Raw genomic sequence first — 16,382 nt, 5'->3', positions numbered from 1 at the left:
CGCCCGGCCGCTGGGGGAGCGGCGGTGGACGGGGCCTCCGGGGCGGGCGGGACCGGCGTCAGGCCTTGGTCACGTCCTCGATCTCGTCGTCGTCCTCGCGACCGGGGGTCTTGAGGTTGAACTTGATGATCGCGAAGCGGAACGTGAAGTAGTAGATCGCGGCGAAGACCAGGCCGATCGGGATGATCAGCCACGGCTTGGTGGCCAGGTTCCAGTTGAGCGCGTAGTCGATCAGACCGGCCGAGAAGCCGAAGCCGTCGTGCACGCCCAGGCCCCAGGTCACGGCCATCGAGATGCCGGTGAGCAGTGCGTGGATCAGGTACAGCACCGGGGCGATGAACATGAACGAGAACTCGATCGGCTCGGTGACGCCGGTCACGAAGCTGGTCAGCGCGACGGAGATCATCATGCCGAGGACGGCCTTGCGGCGCTCGGGGCGCGCGGCGTGGGCGATCGCGATGGCGGCGGCCGGGAGGCCGAACATCATGATCGGGAAGAAGCCGGACATGAACTGGCCGGCGGTCGGGTCACCGTGGAAGAAGCGCGGGATGTCGCCGGTCCAGGTGTGGCCGGAGGCGTCGGTGAAGCTGCCCACCTGCTGCTGGAAGAAGGTGTTCAGGAACTGGTGCATGCCGACCGGGATGAGACCGCGGTTGGCGACGCCGTAGATGCCGGCACCGGCGCCTCCGAGGCCGGTCAGCCAGTCGCTGGCGTGGGTCAGGCCGGTGCCGATCGGGCCCCAGACCAGGCCCATGACGACGCCGAGCAGGGTGCCGAGGAAGGCCATGATGATCGGTACGAGGCGGCGGCCGTTGAAGAAGCCGAGCCAGTCGACGAGCTTCTTGCGGTGGTACTTCTGCCAGATCACGGCGCTCAGCAGGCCGACGAGGATGCCGCCGAAGACACCCGGGTCCTGCGGCTTTCCGGCGGGCAGCGCCGCGGTGATGGTGCCGTCGACCGGGAAGACGGTCAGCACGTTCTTGAAGACCAGGAAGCCGACCAGCGCCGCCAGCGCGGTGGAACCGTCGGCCTTCTTGGCGAAGCCGATCGCGACACCGACGCAGAACAGCAGCGCCAGGTTGCTGAACACGGCGTCACCGGCGGTGGCGAAGACCTGGGCGACCTTCCCCCAGCCGAGGCCGTCCTTGCCGAAGACGTCGGGCTGGCCGAGCCGGAGCAGGATGCCCGCGGCCGGGAGGACGGCGACCGGCAGCTGGAGGCTGCGGCCGATCTTCTGCAGACCCTGGAGGAGGTTCTGGCCGAGCTGCTTGGCGGGGCTGGGCGAGGCCGGAGCCGTGGCGGGCGCCGGTGCCTGCGCAGACTGACTCATGGGGGTGGGTTCCTAACGGCATGGCGGTCGGTCGGGGGAGGGCACAGGGGGCCAACCGCGAACTGGTCTACACCACACGTGGTGTAGACCAGTTTTGTAGCACGGGTGGAGAAGTCGGGGAACCCCGGATAGCGCTGCCGCCGGGAAGCGCTATGAAATCGAAACCTGGATGCGGAACGACGATCATGATTTCAGTCGCGATTGGGATTTTGGCTATTTGCGCAACAAAAAGCGCGGAGCCCTTGGGGCGCTTGGGTCGAGGCCGGTGCCGGGGGTGCCGACCGGGTCGGGCCCGGACGATCCGGCCGCTCCCGGGGGTGTGCGGCGGCTGCCGAGAGTGATCGGAGGGTCGCGGACGTGCCCGGCGGGACGGTCCCCACTCGCGGTCGGCACCCGTTCCGAGCGCCCGCCGTCCGGCCGGATCACGACCGAATTACCTTTTCGGTGACTCCCGGGTAGGGAATTACGTCCTTTCCGGAAATGCCGAAGGCCCGCGGACCGGTGGGTCCGAGGGCCTTTTGTGGGCGATGTTCCGGGCGATGTTCCGGGCGCCGTTGCGAGCGGCGGGTGAATCAGGCTTTGGTGACGTCCTCCACTTCGGCCTCGTCCTCCCGGCCCGGTGTTTTCAGGTCGAATTTGACGATGATGAACCGGAAGAGCGCGTAGTACACGGCGGCGAAGCAGAGCCCGATGACGATGATCAGCCACGGTTTGGTGGCGAGTCCCCAGTTGATCACGTAGTCGATCAGGCCGGCCGAGAAGCTGAAGCCGTCGTGCACCCCCAGCCCCCAGGTGACCGCCATCGAGGCGCCGGTCAGCAGCGCGTGCACGCCGTACAGGGCCGGGGCGATGTAGGCGAAGGAGTACTCGATCGGCTCGGTGACGCCGGTGACGAAAGAGGTCAGGCCGACCGAGAGCATCAGGCCGTAGATCTCCTTGCGGCGGTGCGGCTTGGCCGAGTGGGCGATCGCGAGTGCCGCGGCGGGCAGCGCGAACATCATGATCGGGAAGAATCCGGACTGGAACTGGCCGGCCGTCGGGTCGCCCGCGAGGAAACGCGGGATGTCGCCGTGCACGATGCTGCCGTCCGGCTTCGTGAACTCGCCGAACTGGAACCAGACGAAGGTGTTCAGCAACTGGTGCATGCCGATCAGCAGCAGTGCGCGGTTGCACAGGCCGAAGATGCCGGCGCCGCCCGCGCCCAGATCGGCCAGGGTCTGCGAGAAGTCGTTCAGGCCGCGGCCGATCGGCGGCCACACCCACAGCGCGACCACCGCGGTCACCATGCCGACCAGGGCGGTGATCATCGGCACCAGGCGGCGGCCGTTGAAGAAGCCCAGCCAGTCGACCAGCCTGACGCGATGGAAGCGGACCCAGAGCCAGGCCGACATCAGGCCGATCAGGATGCCGCCCAGCACCCCCGGGTTCTGGTACGTCGCAGCGGCGGCCTTCGCCGAGGAGTAGTCCACGCACTGGTCGCTGACCAGCACCGTCGGCGGCTTGCAGCTCCCTGGGAAGGCGTGCAGCACCCTGTAGAAGACGAGGAAGCCGACCACGGCCGCCAGCGCCGTCGAGCCGTCCGCCTTCTTGGCCATGCCGATCGCCACTCCGACGCAGAACAGCATCGGCAGGCCGAGCGAGGAGTCGAGCAGTGCGCCGCCGGCCGCCGCGAAGACCTTGGCGACGTTGTTCCAGCCCAGACCGTCCTTGCCGAACACGTCCGGCTGGCCGAGCCGGTTGAGGATGCCCGCCGCGGGGAGCACCGCGACCGGGAGCTGCAGCGAGCGGCCCATCTTCTGGAGGCCGCCGTAGAAGGTGTGCCACCACGTGGTCCGCGGGGCCGTGGCGCCTGCCGAACTCATCCTTCGCCCTCCGGGAGCAGTTGCCGACCGGCGAGCCCCTGCGGGACCCTCGGGCGGGGTTCAGGAACACCCGGGGTCCTTCCTGCGTTCATCCGAGTACACATATATTGGTGTAGACCACTTTTCGGGACGCAGGCCGGACACCGGGACGCGAGCCCCCGCTGATCGTCATCCTCGGGTGGCGGTCGGGAGCCTGCGCGTCGGAATGGGCCAAAAGTGGACTAACGTGGCAGACCGGACCGGCTCGGGTCATGCTGGTCGCGCTGCCCGGCAGTGCAACCAGAGCTGAACCCGCGTCAGCCACCGGCGCGGACCTCGCCACCCGACGGTCGAGGACCCACCCAGTACAGCGCACGACGGCACTCGGCAGAGCCGCCGAAGGGCCGAGACAGAGGGAGAGAACCAGATGGCCAGCAAGGCTGAGAAGATCGTCGCCGGTCTGGGCGGCATCGACAACATCGAAGAGGTCGAGGGCTGCATCACCCGCCTGCGCACCGAGGTCAAGGACGCCTCCCTGGTCGACGAGGCCGCCCTCAAGGCCGCCGGCGCCCACGGCGTCGTCAAGATGGGCACCGCGATCCAGGTCGTCATCGGCACCGACGCCGACCCGATCGCCGCCGACATCGAGGACATGATGTGAGCTGAGCCACCCGGGCTCGACCGCCCGCGGCCCGCCGACCCGCTCCGGGGAACGGCGGGCCGAGGCGCATCCGGAACCACCCACCCGAGCGGCTACGCTCAGTGGCTATGTCACGTATCGACGGCCGCACCCCCGACCAGCTCCGCCCCATCACCATCGAACGGGGCTGGAGCAAGCACGCCGAAGGCTCCGTCCTCGTCTCCTACGGCGACACCAAGGTGCTGTGCACCGCCAGCGTCACCGAAGGCGTCCCCCGCTGGCGCAAGGGCAGCGGCGAAGGCTGGGTCACCGCCGAATACTCCATGCTCCCGCGGGCCACCAACACCCGCGGCGACCGAGAGTCCGTCAAGGGCCGCATCGGCGGACGCACCCACGAGATCAGCCGCCTCATCGGCCGCTCGCTGCGCGCCGTCATCGACCACCGCGCCCTCGCCGAGAACACCATCGTCCTCGACTGCGACGTCCTCCAGGCCGACGGCGGCACCCGCACCGCCGCCATCACCGGCGCCTACGTGGCCCTCGTCGACGCCGTCTCCTGGGCCCGCGACCGCAAACTGCTGCGCGCCAAGGGCCAGCCGATCACCGGCGGCGTCAGCGCCGTCAGCGTCGGCATCATCGACGGCGTCCCGATGCTCGACCTCCAGTACGAGGAGGACGTCCGCGCCGAGACCGACATGAACATCGTCTGCACCTCCGACGGCCGCTTCGTCGAGGTCCAGGGCACTGCCGAGGGCGCCCCCTTCGACCGCGACCTGCTCAACCGGCTGCTCGACCTCGGCACCCTCGGCTGCGCCGAACTCGACGAGATCCAGCGCAAGGTGCTGGAGGGCTGACCCCTCCCCGGATCCGGGCGGCCCGCTGTACACGCCCGGCCCCCAGCCCGTACGGTTCCCGCAGCACCCCGCTGCGGGAACCGCGCCCCCGGCGGCGCGCGTCCCCCCAAGCGGAACCCGCGCCCCCAGGAGGACCGGATGGCCTCGAGCATCGCCCGCCCCGCCGCCCTCGCCGCGGCCGCACTGATCGCGATCCTCCCGCTCAGCATGGTGAGTTGCTCCGCCGCCCAGAAGGCCGTCGACTGCGGCAACACCGCCGTGAAGATCACCGGCGACCTCGCCGACCTCACCAAGGCCTACGACGACTCCAGCAACGACTCGGTGGCCGCCGGCAAGGCACTGCAGAAGCTCAAGGGCGACCTCGACCAGGTCGGCAAGAACGCCAAGAACACCGACGTCGCCAAAGCCGTGACCGACCTACAGAAGCAGGCCGACAAGGTCCAGCAGGCCGTCGACCGCAAGCAGGCCCCCGACCTCAAACCGCTCGGCGACGCGGCCGGCAACCTCACCTCGGTCTGCACCGGTTAATCGATTCCGGCCTCTGGATAGGGTGGGCGATATGTCCACCCGTCTGATCCTCGCCACCCGCAACCGGCACAAGGTCGCCGAGCTGCGCGCCATCCTCACCGACGCCGGCCTCGACGTCGAACTCGTCGGCGCCGACGCCTACCCCGAGATCCCGGACGTCCCCGAGACCGGCGTCACCTTCGCCGAGAACGCCCTCCTCAAGGCCCACGCCCTGGCCCGCGCCACCGGCCTGCCCGCCGTCGCCGACGACTCCGGCCTCTGCGTGGACGTCCTCAACGGGGCCCCCGGCATCTTCTCCGCCCGCTGGGCCGGCAAGCACGGCGACGACCTCGCCAACCTCAACCTGCTGCTCGCCCAGCTCTCCGACATCGCCGAACCGCACCGCGGCGCCCACTTCTTCTGCGCCGCCGCCCTCGCCCTGCCGGACGGCACCGAGCGCGTCGTCGAGGGCCGCCTCCTCGGCACCCTGCGGACCGCCCCGGCGGGCGACGGCGGCTTCGGCTACGACCCGATCCTGCAGCCGCTCGGCGAGACCCGGACCTGCGCGGAACTGACGGCGGAGGAGAAGAACGCCATCAGCCACCGGGGCCGGGCGTTCCGGGGGCTGGTGCCGGTGGTCAAGGAGCTGATCGGCTGAGAAGAGCGAAGGCCGCGACCGAGATACGTTCGGTCGCGGCCTTCGATGTGAAGGTAAAAACAGTGCGGCCGAAGGGATTCGAACCCTCAAGCCCTCACGGGCCAACGGACCTAAACCGTCTGCGTCGCCTCTGCGCCACGGCCGCCTGTCCTGCTGGCCATCATGTTACTGGGCGTGCGGAACGGCTGGCACCTTCGTTTCACTTGTCACCGAGCGGTGGGGTCGCCCTTCTTCCGCCTGCGGTAGGTCGGAGTGATGGCATGGCAGTTCGGGCAGGGCAACCTGAGGTCGTCGGGGTCGGTTGTCCGACCGGTCACCGTTGAATTGGTCGACCTCCAGGGTCATCGGTCGCCCCTGCCGTTCAGGGCCCGTGCCGCGACTCTCGCACTTCTCCGGCCGCCGAGATCCGCCAGGGCTCGGCGGATGCGGAAGCCGGGTGCCCGCCTGGGCCTGGCCTCCGCCGGGCGCCGAACGAGGAGTTCCGCCGGCGACAGTCGTCGGGGTGAGGGCGTGCCGCGGTTGTGCGCGCCTCCGCCGAAGTGGGAAGCGTCGATTCCGAAAGCCCTGATGCGTCGCCCGACATGGGCCTGCGTGCCGCCGGCCTGGCGCCGGTTGAGGTGGCGGGTCACTCGGGCCACGCGGTGGGAGGCTGCAACGGCCTTCCGCAGGAGCTCCTCCGTGTGGAAGGTCCCGGGCTCGGGGAGGCGCGACGCGTCGATGTCGTACGCCTCATCCGCTGCCGCAGGTAGGAGCGGTCGTACGGGTTCGGTTCGCGGCGAGCGCGACCGGCATCTCGTCCAGCGTGGTCGCGGCGGCTGCGGCCTCGGCCGGCAGTCCACGGGTGTACTTGACCGGCATGGCGGCCTCTTTGGGCAGCTGTCGTGCCCCTTCCTCCCGCGGTGGGGACGAGCGGGCGGCGGTTCGGTCACGGGTGGTCGTGGGTTTGCCGAACGATGACCAATTGGTACAGACCTATTGACCTATGTGGTTCAGACCACATAGCTTCGGCGCCAATTGGAATCCCCCACGTGCGTGCTCCCCCACGGGCACGCGCCGACACTCTCTCCTGGAGGACCGAGTGTTGATCCGTAAGAGCTCCGCCGCCCGGGCGGGTGTCGCCTCGGTGGCGGCGGCCGCGTTGGCCGGGCTGGTGATGGCGACGCTGGGCGCGGCGCCCTCGGAGGCGTCGGCGGCCGTCGACAACTCGGCCTGTCGTCCGGACGGGATGTACCGGACACCCGGGGTGGACGTGCCGTACTGCTCGGTCTACGACACCGGCGGGCGCGAGAAGATGGGCGCGGACCACCAGCGCCGCATCATCGGGTACTTCACCGGCTGGCGCACCGGCAAGAACGGCGACCGGCCCTACCTGGTGAGCGACATCCCCTGGGACAAGGTCACCCACCTCAACTACGCCTTCGGGCACGTCGGCGGCGACAACAAGCTGTCCGTCGGTGCGGACGGCCCGACCAACGAGGCCACCGGGATCGACTTCCCGGGGGTGCCGGCCGCCCAGCTGGACCCGACGCTGCCGTACAAGGGCCACTTCAACCTGCTGACGAAGTTCAAGAAGCAGTACCCGAACGTCAAGACCCTGATCTCGGTGGGTGGTTGGACCGAGACCGGTGGCTACTTCGGGGACGACGGCAAGCGGGTGGACTCCGGCGGCTTCTACTCGATGACGGTCAACCCGGACGGCAGCGTCAACCAGGCCGGCATCGACACCTTCGCCGCCTCGTCCGTCGACTTCATCCGCAAGTACGGCTTCAACGGCGTCGACATCGACTACGAGTACCCGACCTCGATGAAGGACGCCGGCAACCCGCTGGACTGGCAGCTCGCCAACGCCAAGCGCGGTTCGCTGGCCAAGGGTTACGCGGCGCTGATGAAGACCCTGCGGGAGAGCCTCGACAAGGCGGGCGCGGCCGACGGCCGGCACTACCTGCTGTCGGTGGCGGCGCCGTCCTCCGGGTACCTGCTGCGCGGCATGGAGACCTTCCAGGTGGCGCAGTACCTGGACTACGTCAACATCATGTCGTACGACCTGCACGGCGCCTGGAACAAGTACGTCGGCCCGAACGCCTCGCTCTACGACGACGGCAAGGACGGCGAGTTGGCGGCGGCCAACGTGTACGGCACTGCGCAGTACGGCGGCATCGGCTACCTGAACGCCGACTGGTCGTACCACTACTTCCGCGGCGCGATGCCGGCCGGCCGGATCAACGTCGGCCTGCCGTACTACACCCGCGGCTTCAAGAACGTGCAGGGCGGCACCAACGGCCTCTGGGGCACCGCCCCGGCGACCGGTTGCCCGGCCGGCTCCGGACTGACCTCCTGCGGTGACGGTGCGGTCGGCATCGACAACATCTGGAACGACAAGGACGACGCGGGCAAGGAGTCCCCGGCCGGGTCGAACCCGATGTGGCACGCCAAGAACCTGGAGAAGGGCATCCTGCCCGACTACCTCTCCGAGTACGGCGTGACCGACACCGCCCTCCAGGGCAGCTACACCCGCAACTACAGCTCCAGCCTGGTCGCGCCGTGGCTGTGGAACGACTCCAAGAAGGTGTTCCTGTCCACCGAGGACGAGCAGTCGGTGGGCGCCAAGGCGGACTACATCGTCGACCAGGGCGCCGGCGGCGCGATGATCTGGGAGCTCGCGGGCGACTACCGGTGGGACGCCAGCGCCAACGGCGGCAAGGGCGAGTACGTCCCCGGTTCGACGCTCACCTCGCTGATGTACGACAAGTTCAAGGCGGCGAGCCCGTACGGGGCGGTCCGCTCGACGGTGCCGCTGCCGCAGCAGACCCTGCCGATCGACGTGTCGTTCACCAACTTCGCGCTGGGCGACTCCAACTACCCGATCAACCCGAAGCTGCACATCGTCAACAACTCGACGCTGACCCTGCCGGGCGGCACCGAGTTCCAGTTCGACTACTCCGCCTCGGCACCGGGCAACGCCAAGGACCAGTCCGGTTTCGGGCTGCAGGTGATCCGCCAGGACAACCCGGGGCCGGGCAACGTCGGCGGGCTGAAGGGCACGTACAACCGGGTGTCGGTCAAGCTGCCGGGCTGGCAGTCGCTGGCGCCGGGCGCCTCGGTCGACATCGACTTCGTCTACTACCTGCCGGTGTCCACGCCGTCGAACTGGACGGTCAACGTGGGCGGGACGCCGTACGGGATCAAGGGTGACCTGACCCGGGGCGCGGTGGACGGCGGCACGCCCACACCCACACCGACTCAGACGGCCACGCCGACCCCGACCCCGACGCCGACGCCGACCGCGACGGTCACCGCGACTCCGACCGGAACGCCCACCCCGACCGCGACGCCGACGTCCGGTGCCTGCGCGGCCGCCCCGGGCTGGGACGCGGGCACCACCTACGCGACGCCGACCAAGGTGTCCTGGAAGGGGCACTACTACCAGAACAAGTGGTGGACCAAGGGCGACGACCCCTCCGCCAGTGGCGCCTGGGGCGTCTGGAGCGACCTCGGGGCCTGCTGACGCCGACGGCGGCGGTCACCCGAGGTGAGGAACGGCGGTGGCGGCACACCCGGTCGGGGGGTGTGTCGCCACCGCTCCGTGCCTTCTAGGCCTCGACCTTGAGGTCGCGCAGCAGCTTGGCGACGTGCCCGGTGGCCTTGACGTTGTAGAGGGCGCGCTCGACCTTGCCCTGCTCGTCCACGACGATCGTGGAGCGGATCACGCCCTGGTAGGTGCGGCCGTAGTTCTGCTTCTCGCCGTAGGCGGCGTAGGCCTCCAGCACCTGGTGGTCCGGATCGGAGAGCAGGGTGACCTTGAGGTCCTCCTTCTCGCGGAACTTGCCGAGCTTCTCCGGCTGGTCCGGCGAGATGCCGATGACGTCGTAGCCGGCGCCCGCGAAGACCTCCAGGTTGTCGGTGAAGTCGCAGGCCTGCTTGGTGCAGCCGGGGGTGAGGGCGGCCGGGTAGAAGTAGACGATGACCTTGCGGCCCAGGTGGTCGGCGAGTGAGACCTGGTTGCCGTCGGCGTCGGACAGGCTGAAGGCGGGCGCGGTGTCGCCGGGCTGGAGGCGCTCAGTCACGGTCGTACTCTCCTGGGGCTGGGACGGGCGGTCGTACCACGGCAAACTTACCTCCGTTGGTGGGTGGGGCCGCGCGTCCCTGCTCGGCAGCTGACAAACTGGGTTGGTCGCACAGGACGACAGGACTACATCGGCAAGTGAATGGGGTGGCCCGAGTGGGCGAGGCGAGCACGCAGGACAAGCCGGCGCGGACGGCTGCGCAGATCGAGGCGGACATCGAGCGCACCCGCGACCGGCTGGCGGCGAACCTGGACGAGCTGGCCGTACGGATCCACCCGAGCACCATCTCCGCGCAGGTCAAGGCCAAGGCGATGGCCACCGTCGAGGAGAAGACGGCCCGGGCGTACGTGGCCGCGAACGGCCTGCTGGAGCAGGTCAAGGCGCAGTTCGTGGACGAGAAGGGGCAGCCGCGCAAGGAGCGGATCGTCCCGGCCGCGGTGGTCGGCCTCGGCCTGGTGGTGCTGCTCGCCTCGTCCCGCAAGCGCCGCAAGGACTGACCGTGGTGCCGGAAGGCCGGGACGCCGTCGGGCGGCCCGGCCCTTCCGCATTCCGGGCCGACGTCACACGCCGCGCCCGGGGGCGGTACCTTCGGGACCGTGAGTACGAACGACAACCCGACCCATGCCGACCACGGCCACGACCCGGTGCGCCACGACCGGTTGGGCGAGAAGCTGCCGATCCGGATGCTGCACGACCGGGTGCTGGTGCGCATCGAGGGCGCCGAGGGCGAGCGCCGCTCGACCGGCGGCATCGTCATCCCGGCGACCGCGGAGCTGTCCAAGCGCTGCACCTGGGCGGAGGCGGTGGCGGTGGGTCAGAGCGTGCGCTCGGTGGAGCCCGGTGACCGCGTCCTCTACGACCCGGAGGACAAGCTGGAGGTGGAGGTGCGCGGGGCCACCTACGTGCTGCTGCGCGAGCGCGACCTGCACGCGGTGGCGGCGACCCGCTTCGGTGACACGGAGGGCTCGACCGGCCTCTACCTCTGACCGGGGCTGCTCCTCCGACCGGGCGCCCTACGCGAGGAGGCCGCCGCCGTCGACGGTGACGACGGTGCCGGTGGCGAAGCGCTGTTCCATCAGGTACGCGAAGGCCTCGGCGGTGTCCTCGGGGTCGCCGATCCGGCCGAGGGGGAGGGCTGCGGCGGTCTGCGCGTACAGCTGCTCGCGGTCGGCCTCGGGCAGGCCGGACCAGAGCGGGGTGCGGATCATCCCGGCCCGGACGGCGTTGACCCGGATCGGTGCGAGTTCCACGGCGAGCGCCCGGACCAGGCCTTCGACCGCGCCGCAGACGCTCGCGGCGACGCTCCAGCCCGGTACCGGGCGCAGGCCGGCGGTGCCGGAGGTGAGGGTGATCGAGCCGCCGGGGCGCAGCTGCGGGGTGGCGGCGCGGACGGCGTCGAGGGCGCCGAAGTAGCGCAGGGTGAAGAAGGCGCGGGCGGCGTCGAGGTCCATGGTGTCGACGGTCATCAGGGCGAGCGGGTCGCCGGCGGTGTAGACCAGGTGGTCGAGGGGGCCGAGGCGGTCGAAGAGGGCGCTGACCTGGTGGCTGTCGGTGAGGTCGGCGGTCTCGGCGGTGGTGCCGGTGGGCAGGGTGGCGAGGGCGCGCCGGGCGCTGTCCGGTCGGCTGGAGACGACGGTGACGCGGGCGCCGCGTTCGGCGGCGAGGGCGGCGGTGGCGAGGCCGATGCCGGAGGTGCCGCCGAGGACGACGACGTGCTGTTCCTTGAGGGCCATGGTGGTGCCTTTCGTGGGGTGGTTCGGGGGTGTGTCGATCGTGCTCCGGGCGGGGTGATGTGGTCCAAGACCTGTTCGGTCGGCTGTCATACCCTCGGGGTATCAGCCGGGAGCGGGGAGTGGGGGTGGCGGTGGACGTCGATCTGCGGAAGCTGCGGTACTTCGTGGCGGTGGCGCGGGAGTTGCACTTCGGGCGGGCGGCGATGGGGTTGCACATCGCGCAGCCGGTGCTGTCGCGGCAGATCCGGGCGCTGGAGGCGGAGTTCGGTGCGCAGTTGTTCCGGCGTGACCGGCGGTCGACCGAACTGACGGACGCGGGGCGGCAGTTGTTGGAGGATGCGCCGCCGTTGCTGGCGGCGGCGGAGGCATTGCGTCGTCGGGTGGGGCGGTCGGGCGAGGGGCCGGCGCGGTTCGTGGTGGGGTTCATGCCCGGCGTGACGGTGACGGTGACGGCGGCGGTGCGGGGGATGCGCGGGCGGCATCCCGGGCTGGCGGTGGAGGTGCTGCGGACCTGCTGGAGTGACCAGGCCCGGGTGGTGCTGGACGGCCGGGCGGACGTCTCCTGCGTCCGGCTGCCGGTGGACCGGCAGGGTCTGGTGCTGCGCCCGCTGTTCACCGAGCCGCGGGTGGCGGTGTTGCCGGCCGGGCACCGGCTGGCCGGTGAAGTATCGGTTCCGATGGCCGAGTTGAGTGGTGAGCTGTTGCTGCAGGATCCGGACTTCGTGCCGGAGTGGCGGGATCTGCCGGGGGTGTCCGGGCGGCGGCCGGAGCGGTCCCGGCCGCGGTTGGACACGGTGGAGGAGAAGCTGGAGTGCGTGGCGGAGGGGGAGGGGATGGTGGTGCTGCCGTTGTCGATGGCGGCCTTCTACACCCGCTCGGACGTCGTGCACGTGCCGGTGTCGGACATCGCGCCCCACCGGGTGTGCTTGGCCTGGGCGGCGGGGCGGACGTCGCCGCTGATCGCGGAGTTCGCGGAGCTGGCCGAGTCCGCGGCCGATGCGGAGGCGGGGTCCACGGCGTAGGCGGCCGGGGCGGCGAATGGCAGGGTTCGTCAGTGGCAGCCGCTAGGGTCCGGGCATGAGTGTCCGGGTGATCGGTGATGTGGAGCGGCGGGCCCGGTTGGGGCGTCGGCAGCTGTTGGCGCCCTCGGTGCGGGCGGTGCGGGTGGAGGGCGTGGCCGACGCGGTGGTCGGGCTGCACGCGACGGACGCGGCGACGGTGTACCTGTCGGCCTGTGCGCGGCTGGCGGAGCCCTCGACGGCGGAGGTGGACCGGGCGCTGTACGAGTCCGTCTCGCTGGTGAAGCTGTTGTCGATGCGGCGGACGATCTTCGCGGTGACGGAGAGCCTCGCCCCGTACGTGAGTTCGGCGGCCGCGCGGGCGGTCGCGGCGAAGGAGCGGGCGACGCTGCTGAAGCACCTGCGCGACCACGCGGAGGGCTGGGACGAGGCCCGGCTGGCGGAGACGGAGCGCGCGGTGCTGGCCGCGCTGGCCGTTCGCGGCGAGGCGACGACCAAGGAACTCGGCGACGACGTACCGCAGTTGCGCGAGACGATGCTGATGTCGGCGGGCAAGGCGTACGAGGCCAAGCAGAGTGTGGGCAGCCGCCTGCTGCGGCTGCTGGCCTCGGACGGGCACGTGCGCCGGTGCCGTCCGCGCGGGTCGTGGCTGAGCAGCAGCTATCCGTGGGCGCTGGTGCCGCAGTGGCCGGACGTGCCGGTGCGGGAGGCGAAGGCGGAGGTGGTGCGGCGCTGGCTGGCGGCGTACGGTCCGGCCGCGGTCGAGGACGTGAAGTGGTGGACGGGCTGGACGCTGGGGGACGTCCGGAAGGCGCTGGCGGACGTGGACGCGCGGGCCGTGGCGCTGGCGGACGGCGCGGCGGCCGTGGTGCTGCCGGGGGACGAGGGGCCGGTGGCGGCCCCGGAGCCGTGGGCGGCGCTGCTGCCCGCGCTGGACCCGGCGGTGATGGGCTGGCGCGGGCGGGACTGGTACCTGCGGCCGGAGGACGTGCCTGCGCTGTTCGACCGGGCGGGCAATGCCGGACCGACGGTGTGGTGGTGCGGCGAGGTGGTCGGCGGCTGGGCACAGCGGGCGGACGGCGCGGTGGTGTGGCGGCTGTTCCGGGACGTCGGGGCGGAGGCCGAGCGGGCGGTAGCGGCGGAGGCGGGGCGGCTGGCGGGCTGGCTGGGGGCGGTGCGGGTGACGCCGCGGTTCCGGACGCCGCTGGAGCGGGAGTTGGCGTCCGGGTAGGTCCGGGTGGGCGTGGGTTTCAGCGAGGGGTCAGGGCTGGGTCACTGGGCGGGCGCCGTCGCCGGGTTGCTGGGCCCGGTGGTGGCGGTGGGCGGGTTGCTGGGCCGGGTGGGCCGGGTCTGGGTGGGCCGGGCACTCGGGGTGGGCTGGTCCTGGCTGGGGGTGGGCTGGGGGTTCTGCGGGCTGGGGGCGCCGGGGCCGGGCTGCTCGGTGGCGGGGGGCGCGCTGGGGGCGTGGCTGGGGGTGGTGGTCGCGGGGGCGCCGGTGGGGGCGGTGCTGGGGGTGGTGCTCGCGCTCGGGCTGGTGGAGCCGGTGGTGGTGGGCCAGTTGTCGGTGCCCGGGTTGCCGTGGCCGGCCTGCAGGTCGAACTGCTGGGTGGGGGTGCCGTTCAGGGCAGCGGTCATGTAGGCGGTCCAGATCTTGGTGGGGAAGGCGCCGCCGTTGATCCGGGTGAGGCCGGCCGTGCCGGACAGCGGTTCCTTGGCGTGGCTCTTCGGGTTCTCCCGGAACAGGCCGACGGTGGTGGTGAGTTCGGGGGTGTAGCCGGCGAACCAGGCGGAGAGGTTGGCGTCGGTGGTGCCGGTCTTGCCGGCGGCGGGGCGGCCGAGGTCGAGGGCGGCGGCGCCGGTGCCGCGCGGGCTGACGACGTCGCGCAGGACGTCGGTGACGGAGTCGGCGATGGTGCGGCCGATGGCGTCGGTGGCCTTGTGGTCGGGCATCTTGGGGACGTCGACGGCGCCGCCGGGGGCGACCCGTTCGAGCTTCTGGACGGACCACGGGGCGTGGGCCTGGCCGTGGTTGGCGAGGGTGGCGTAGGCGCCGGCCAGGTCGAGGGCGCTGGGGGTGGCGGTGCCGAGGGTCATCGAGGTGTTGGCCGGGTCCATGCCGCGGACGCTGTCGGGGATGCCGAGCTTGATGGCGGTCTCCCGGACGCGGGCGAGTCCGGCGTCGACGCCCTCCTGGGCGTAGACGGAGTTGACGGACTTCACCATGGCGTGGCGCAGGGTGATGTTGCCGTAGTCGACGTCGTCCTCGTTGGGCGGCGCGTACGGGGTGGGGCCGCCGGTGACGGGGCGTTCGCTGGTGCCGTCGTAGCGGGTCTCGGTGGTGATCGGCCGGCCGTCGACGGTGTGCTGGGCGATCAGGCCGGCGGCGAGGTCGACCGGCTTGAAGGTGGAGCCGATCTGGTTGTCCTGGCGCAGGGCGTCGTTGTAGGGCTGCTTGGCGTAGTCGGGGCCGCCGTAGACCGCGACGACCCGGCCGGTGGCGGGTTCGACGGAGGCGCCGGCGACCCGGACGTCGGTGTCGGTGGTGGGGCGGGCCTTGGGGTCGAGTTCGTCGGTGAGCTCGTCCTGGACGGCCTTGACGAAGGCGTCCTGCTTGGGCTTGTCGAAGGTGGTGGTGATCCGCCACCCGCCGGCCTTGAGGGTGGCGGCGTCGATGGTGCCGGAGGAGATGAGGTAGTCGTCGGCGACGCCGACGAGGTAGCCGGCCTGGCCGGCGAGGCCGGTGGCGGGTTGGGGGTCGATGGGGTCGGGGAAGGTGGTGGCGGTGCGGTCGGCAGTGGTGAGGAAGCCGAGCTGGACCATGCCGTCGAGCGCGTAGTTCCAGCGGGCGACGGCCTTCTCGCGGTTGGCCGGGGTGGCGGTCTTGACGTCGTAGAGGCTGGGGGCCTGGAGCAGGGAGGCGAGGTAGGCGCCCTGGCCGAGGGTGAGTTGGGAGACGTCGACGCCGTAGTAGGCGTGGGCGGCGCTCTGGATGCCGTAGGCGCCGCGGCCGAAGTAGCTGCTGTTGAGGTATCCGGCGAGGATGTCCTTCTTGTCGCGCTGCTGGTCGACCTTGAGGGCGATGAAGAGTTCCCGGCCCTTGCGTTCGAAGGTCTGGTCCTGGGTCAGGTAGTAGTTCTTGACGTACTGCTGGGTGATGGTGGAGCCGCCCTGCATGCCCTTGCCGAGGAGGGTGTTCCAGCCGGCCCGGAGCATGCCCTTCAGGTCGATGCCGCGGTTCTGGTAGAAGGTGCGGTCCTCGGCGGAGACGACGGCCTGCTGGGTCTGCAGCGGGATCTGGTCGATGGTGACGTCGGTGCGGTTGACGGCTCCGGTGCGGGCGATCTCAGTGGTGCCGTCGGCGTAGAGGTAGATGTTGTTCTGGGCGACGGCGCGGGCGTTGGGGTCGGGCACCGGGACGATGACGTAGAGCACGGCGAAGGCGCCGACGGCGAGCAGCAGCAGTGCGGCGAGGGTGCCGAGGGTGATCCGCCAGGTGGGCAGGAGCCGGCGCCAGAGGGGGAGGGCGCGGCGGGCTTCGCGGCGGGCGGCCCGTTTGGCCTGGCGGCGGGTGCTCAACGTCATGACGGGATTATCTGCTATTTGACGCGGGTTCAGCGGTGGCAGGGGGTCTGAGGTGCGCGGTTGTGCGGGCCGTGTGGTGCGCGGTCGTGCGGGCCGTGTCGCGCGCCCTGGGGTGCGTCGGAAAACCGGGTGCGGGCGGTGGGGGCCGGCGGTA

At 71.0% G+C, this 16,382-nt stretch carries 14 protein-coding genes, 1 tRNA gene and 1 pseudogene; 9 read left to right on the top strand and 7 right to left on the bottom strand.

Annotated elements, in window-relative coordinates:
* Nucleotides 1-58 precede the first annotated feature (58 nt).
* Both ACZ7BZ_RS23910 and ACZ7BZ_RS23905 read right to left on the bottom strand, forming a co-directional pair.
* A complete protein-coding gene (locus ACZ7BZ_RS23910) occupies nt 59-1,330 on the bottom strand; it encodes a PTS transporter subunit EIIC (RefSeq protein WP_470360072.1) in 1,272 nt (423 codons plus the stop codon).
* A gap of 572 nt (nt 1,331-1,902) precedes the next feature.
* Complete coding sequence (locus tag ACZ7BZ_RS23905; RefSeq protein WP_470360071.1) at nt 1,903-3,192, bottom strand: PTS transporter subunit EIIC; 1,290 nt, start codon at nt 3,190-3,192, stop codon at nt 1,903-1,905.
* 376 nt (nt 3,193-3,568) lie between these two features.
* Between ACZ7BZ_RS23905 and ACZ7BZ_RS23900 the strand changes: the two are divergent.
* The 4 genes and pseudogenes from ACZ7BZ_RS23900 to rdgB form a co-directional block, all read left to right on the top strand.
* Nucleotides 3,569-3,832 (top strand): annotated as a pseudogene (locus ACZ7BZ_RS23900) (PTS sugar transporter subunit IIB); the annotation flags it as partial.
* A 107-nt stretch (nt 3,833-3,939) separates the two neighbouring features.
* Complete coding sequence (rph, locus tag ACZ7BZ_RS23895) at nt 3,940-4,665, top strand: ribonuclease PH (RefSeq protein ID WP_380458696.1); 726 nt, start codon at nt 3,940-3,942, stop codon at nt 4,663-4,665.
* 138 nt (nt 4,666-4,803) lie between these two features.
* Nucleotides 4,804-5,193, top strand: coding sequence for a hypothetical protein (locus ACZ7BZ_RS23890; protein ID WP_470360070.1), 390 nt, complete (start codon nt 4,804-4,806; stop codon nt 5,191-5,193).
* 31 nt (nt 5,194-5,224) lie between these two features.
* The gene (gene rdgB / locus ACZ7BZ_RS23885) at nt 5,225-5,830 is read left to right on the top strand and encodes an RdgB/HAM1 family non-canonical purine NTP pyrophosphatase (RefSeq protein WP_470360069.1); all 606 of its coding nucleotides are present in this window, start codon (nt 5,225-5,227) and stop codon (nt 5,828-5,830) included.
* A gap of 63 nt (nt 5,831-5,893) precedes the next feature.
* Here the strand turns inward: rdgB and ACZ7BZ_RS23880 are convergent.
* Nucleotides 5,894-5,975 (bottom strand) — tRNA-Leu (locus ACZ7BZ_RS23880).
* 584 nt (nt 5,976-6,559) lie between these two features.
* Nucleotides 6,560-6,688 carry a hypothetical protein gene (locus tag ACZ7BZ_RS23875; protein WP_470360068.1) on the bottom strand — a complete coding sequence of 43 codons (129 nt, stop codon included), beginning with the start codon at nt 6,686-6,688 and terminating at the stop codon, nt 6,560-6,562.
* Nucleotides 6,689-6,812: 124 nt separating this feature from the next.
* Between ACZ7BZ_RS23875 and ACZ7BZ_RS23870 the strand changes: the two genes are divergently transcribed.
* A complete protein-coding gene (locus ACZ7BZ_RS23870; protein ID WP_470360067.1) occupies nt 6,813-9,335 on the top strand; it encodes a chitinase C-terminal domain-containing protein in 2,523 nt (840 codons plus the stop codon).
* An 85-nt stretch (nt 9,336-9,420) separates the two neighbouring features.
* Here ACZ7BZ_RS23870 and bcp read toward each other — a convergent pair whose 3' ends face one another.
* Nucleotides 9,421-9,894, bottom strand: coding sequence for a thioredoxin-dependent thiol peroxidase (gene bcp / locus ACZ7BZ_RS23865; protein ID WP_030284109.1), 474 nt, complete (start codon nt 9,892-9,894; stop codon nt 9,421-9,423).
* Nucleotides 9,895-10,049: 155 nt separating this feature from the next.
* Here bcp and ACZ7BZ_RS23860 point away from each other — a divergent pair, with 155 nt between their 5' ends.
* Both ACZ7BZ_RS23860 and ACZ7BZ_RS23855 read left to right on the top strand, forming a co-directional pair.
* Nucleotides 10,050-10,391 (top strand): DUF3618 domain-containing protein, encoded by a 342-nt coding sequence (locus ACZ7BZ_RS23860; RefSeq protein ID WP_380458685.1) that lies wholly within the window; start codon nt 10,050-10,052, stop codon nt 10,389-10,391.
* A gap of 186 nt (nt 10,392-10,577) precedes the next feature.
* Complete coding sequence (locus ACZ7BZ_RS23855; protein ID WP_470360133.1) at nt 10,578-10,880, top strand: GroES family chaperonin; 303 nt, start codon at nt 10,578-10,580, stop codon at nt 10,878-10,880.
* A 27-nt stretch (nt 10,881-10,907) separates the two neighbouring features.
* Here the strand turns inward: ACZ7BZ_RS23855 and ACZ7BZ_RS23850 are convergent, their stop codons facing one another.
* Nucleotides 10,908-11,627, bottom strand: coding sequence for an SDR family oxidoreductase (locus tag ACZ7BZ_RS23850; RefSeq protein WP_470360066.1), 720 nt, complete (start codon nt 11,625-11,627; stop codon nt 10,908-10,910).
* Nucleotides 11,628-11,758: 131 nt separating this feature from the next.
* On the opposite strand from ACZ7BZ_RS23850, the gene ACZ7BZ_RS23845 reads away from it, so the two are divergent.
* Together ACZ7BZ_RS23845 and ACZ7BZ_RS23840 are read left to right on the top strand one after the other, a co-directional pair.
* Nucleotides 11,759-12,649 (top strand): LysR family transcriptional regulator, encoded by an 891-nt coding sequence (locus ACZ7BZ_RS23845; protein WP_470360065.1) that lies wholly within the window; start codon nt 11,759-11,761, stop codon nt 12,647-12,649.
* 55 nt (nt 12,650-12,704) lie between these two features.
* Nucleotides 12,705-13,877 carry a winged helix DNA-binding domain-containing protein gene (locus tag ACZ7BZ_RS23840; RefSeq protein ID WP_470360064.1) on the top strand — a complete coding sequence of 391 codons (1,173 nt, stop codon included), beginning with the start codon at nt 12,705-12,707 and terminating at the stop codon, nt 13,875-13,877.
* Between the two features lie 41 nt (nt 13,878-13,918).
* Here the strand turns inward: ACZ7BZ_RS23840 and ACZ7BZ_RS23835 are convergent, their stop codons facing one another.
* Complete coding sequence (locus ACZ7BZ_RS23835) at nt 13,919-16,228, bottom strand: transglycosylase domain-containing protein (RefSeq protein ID WP_470360063.1); 2,310 nt, start codon at nt 16,226-16,228, stop codon at nt 13,919-13,921.
* Between the last annotated feature and the right edge of the window lie 154 nt (nt 16,229-16,382).

It is taken from the genome of Kitasatospora sp. NPDC036934, from assembly GCF_055608425.1.
Note: the sequence above shows the minus strand (reverse complement) of the source record. Positions and strands in the feature narration are given on the sequence as shown.

Excerpts from the sequence above, each read along its gene's own strand:
- ACZ7BZ_RS23870 (WP_470360067.1), top strand. The coding sequence starts at position 6,813 with ATGTGGTTCAGACCACATAGCTTCGGCGCCAATTGGAATCCCCCACGT.
- rph (WP_380458696.1), top strand. The coding sequence starts at position 3,940 with ATGTCACGTATCGACGGCCGCACCCCCGACCAGCTCCGCCCCATCACC.
- ACZ7BZ_RS23855 (WP_470360133.1), top strand. The coding sequence starts at position 10,578 with ATGCTGCACGACCGGGTGCTGGTGCGCATCGAGGGCGCCGAGGGCGAG.
- ACZ7BZ_RS23850 (WP_470360066.1), bottom strand. The coding sequence starts at position 11,627 with ATGGCCCTCAAGGAACAGCACGTCGTCGTCCTCGGCGGCACCTCCGGC.
- ACZ7BZ_RS23840 (WP_470360064.1), top strand. The coding sequence starts at position 12,705 with ATGAGTGTCCGGGTGATCGGTGATGTGGAGCGGCGGGCCCGGTTGGGG.
- ACZ7BZ_RS23835 (WP_470360063.1), bottom strand. The coding sequence starts at position 16,228 with ATGACGTTGAGCACCCGCCGCCAGGCCAAACGGGCCGCCCGCCGCGAA.
- ACZ7BZ_RS23875 (WP_470360068.1), bottom strand. The coding sequence starts at position 6,688 with ATGCCGGTCAAGTACACCCGTGGACTGCCGGCCGAGGCCGCAGCCGCC.
- ACZ7BZ_RS23905 (WP_470360071.1), bottom strand. The coding sequence starts at position 3,192 with ATGAGTTCGGCAGGCGCCACGGCCCCGCGGACCACGTGGTGGCACACC.
- rdgB (WP_470360069.1), top strand. The coding sequence starts at position 5,225 with ATGTCCACCCGTCTGATCCTCGCCACCCGCAACCGGCACAAGGTCGCC.
- ACZ7BZ_RS23910 (WP_470360072.1), bottom strand. The coding sequence starts at position 1,330 with ATGAGTCAGTCTGCGCAGGCACCGGCGCCCGCCACGGCTCCGGCCTCG.
- ACZ7BZ_RS23890 (WP_470360070.1), top strand. The coding sequence starts at position 4,804 with ATGGCCTCGAGCATCGCCCGCCCCGCCGCCCTCGCCGCGGCCGCACTG.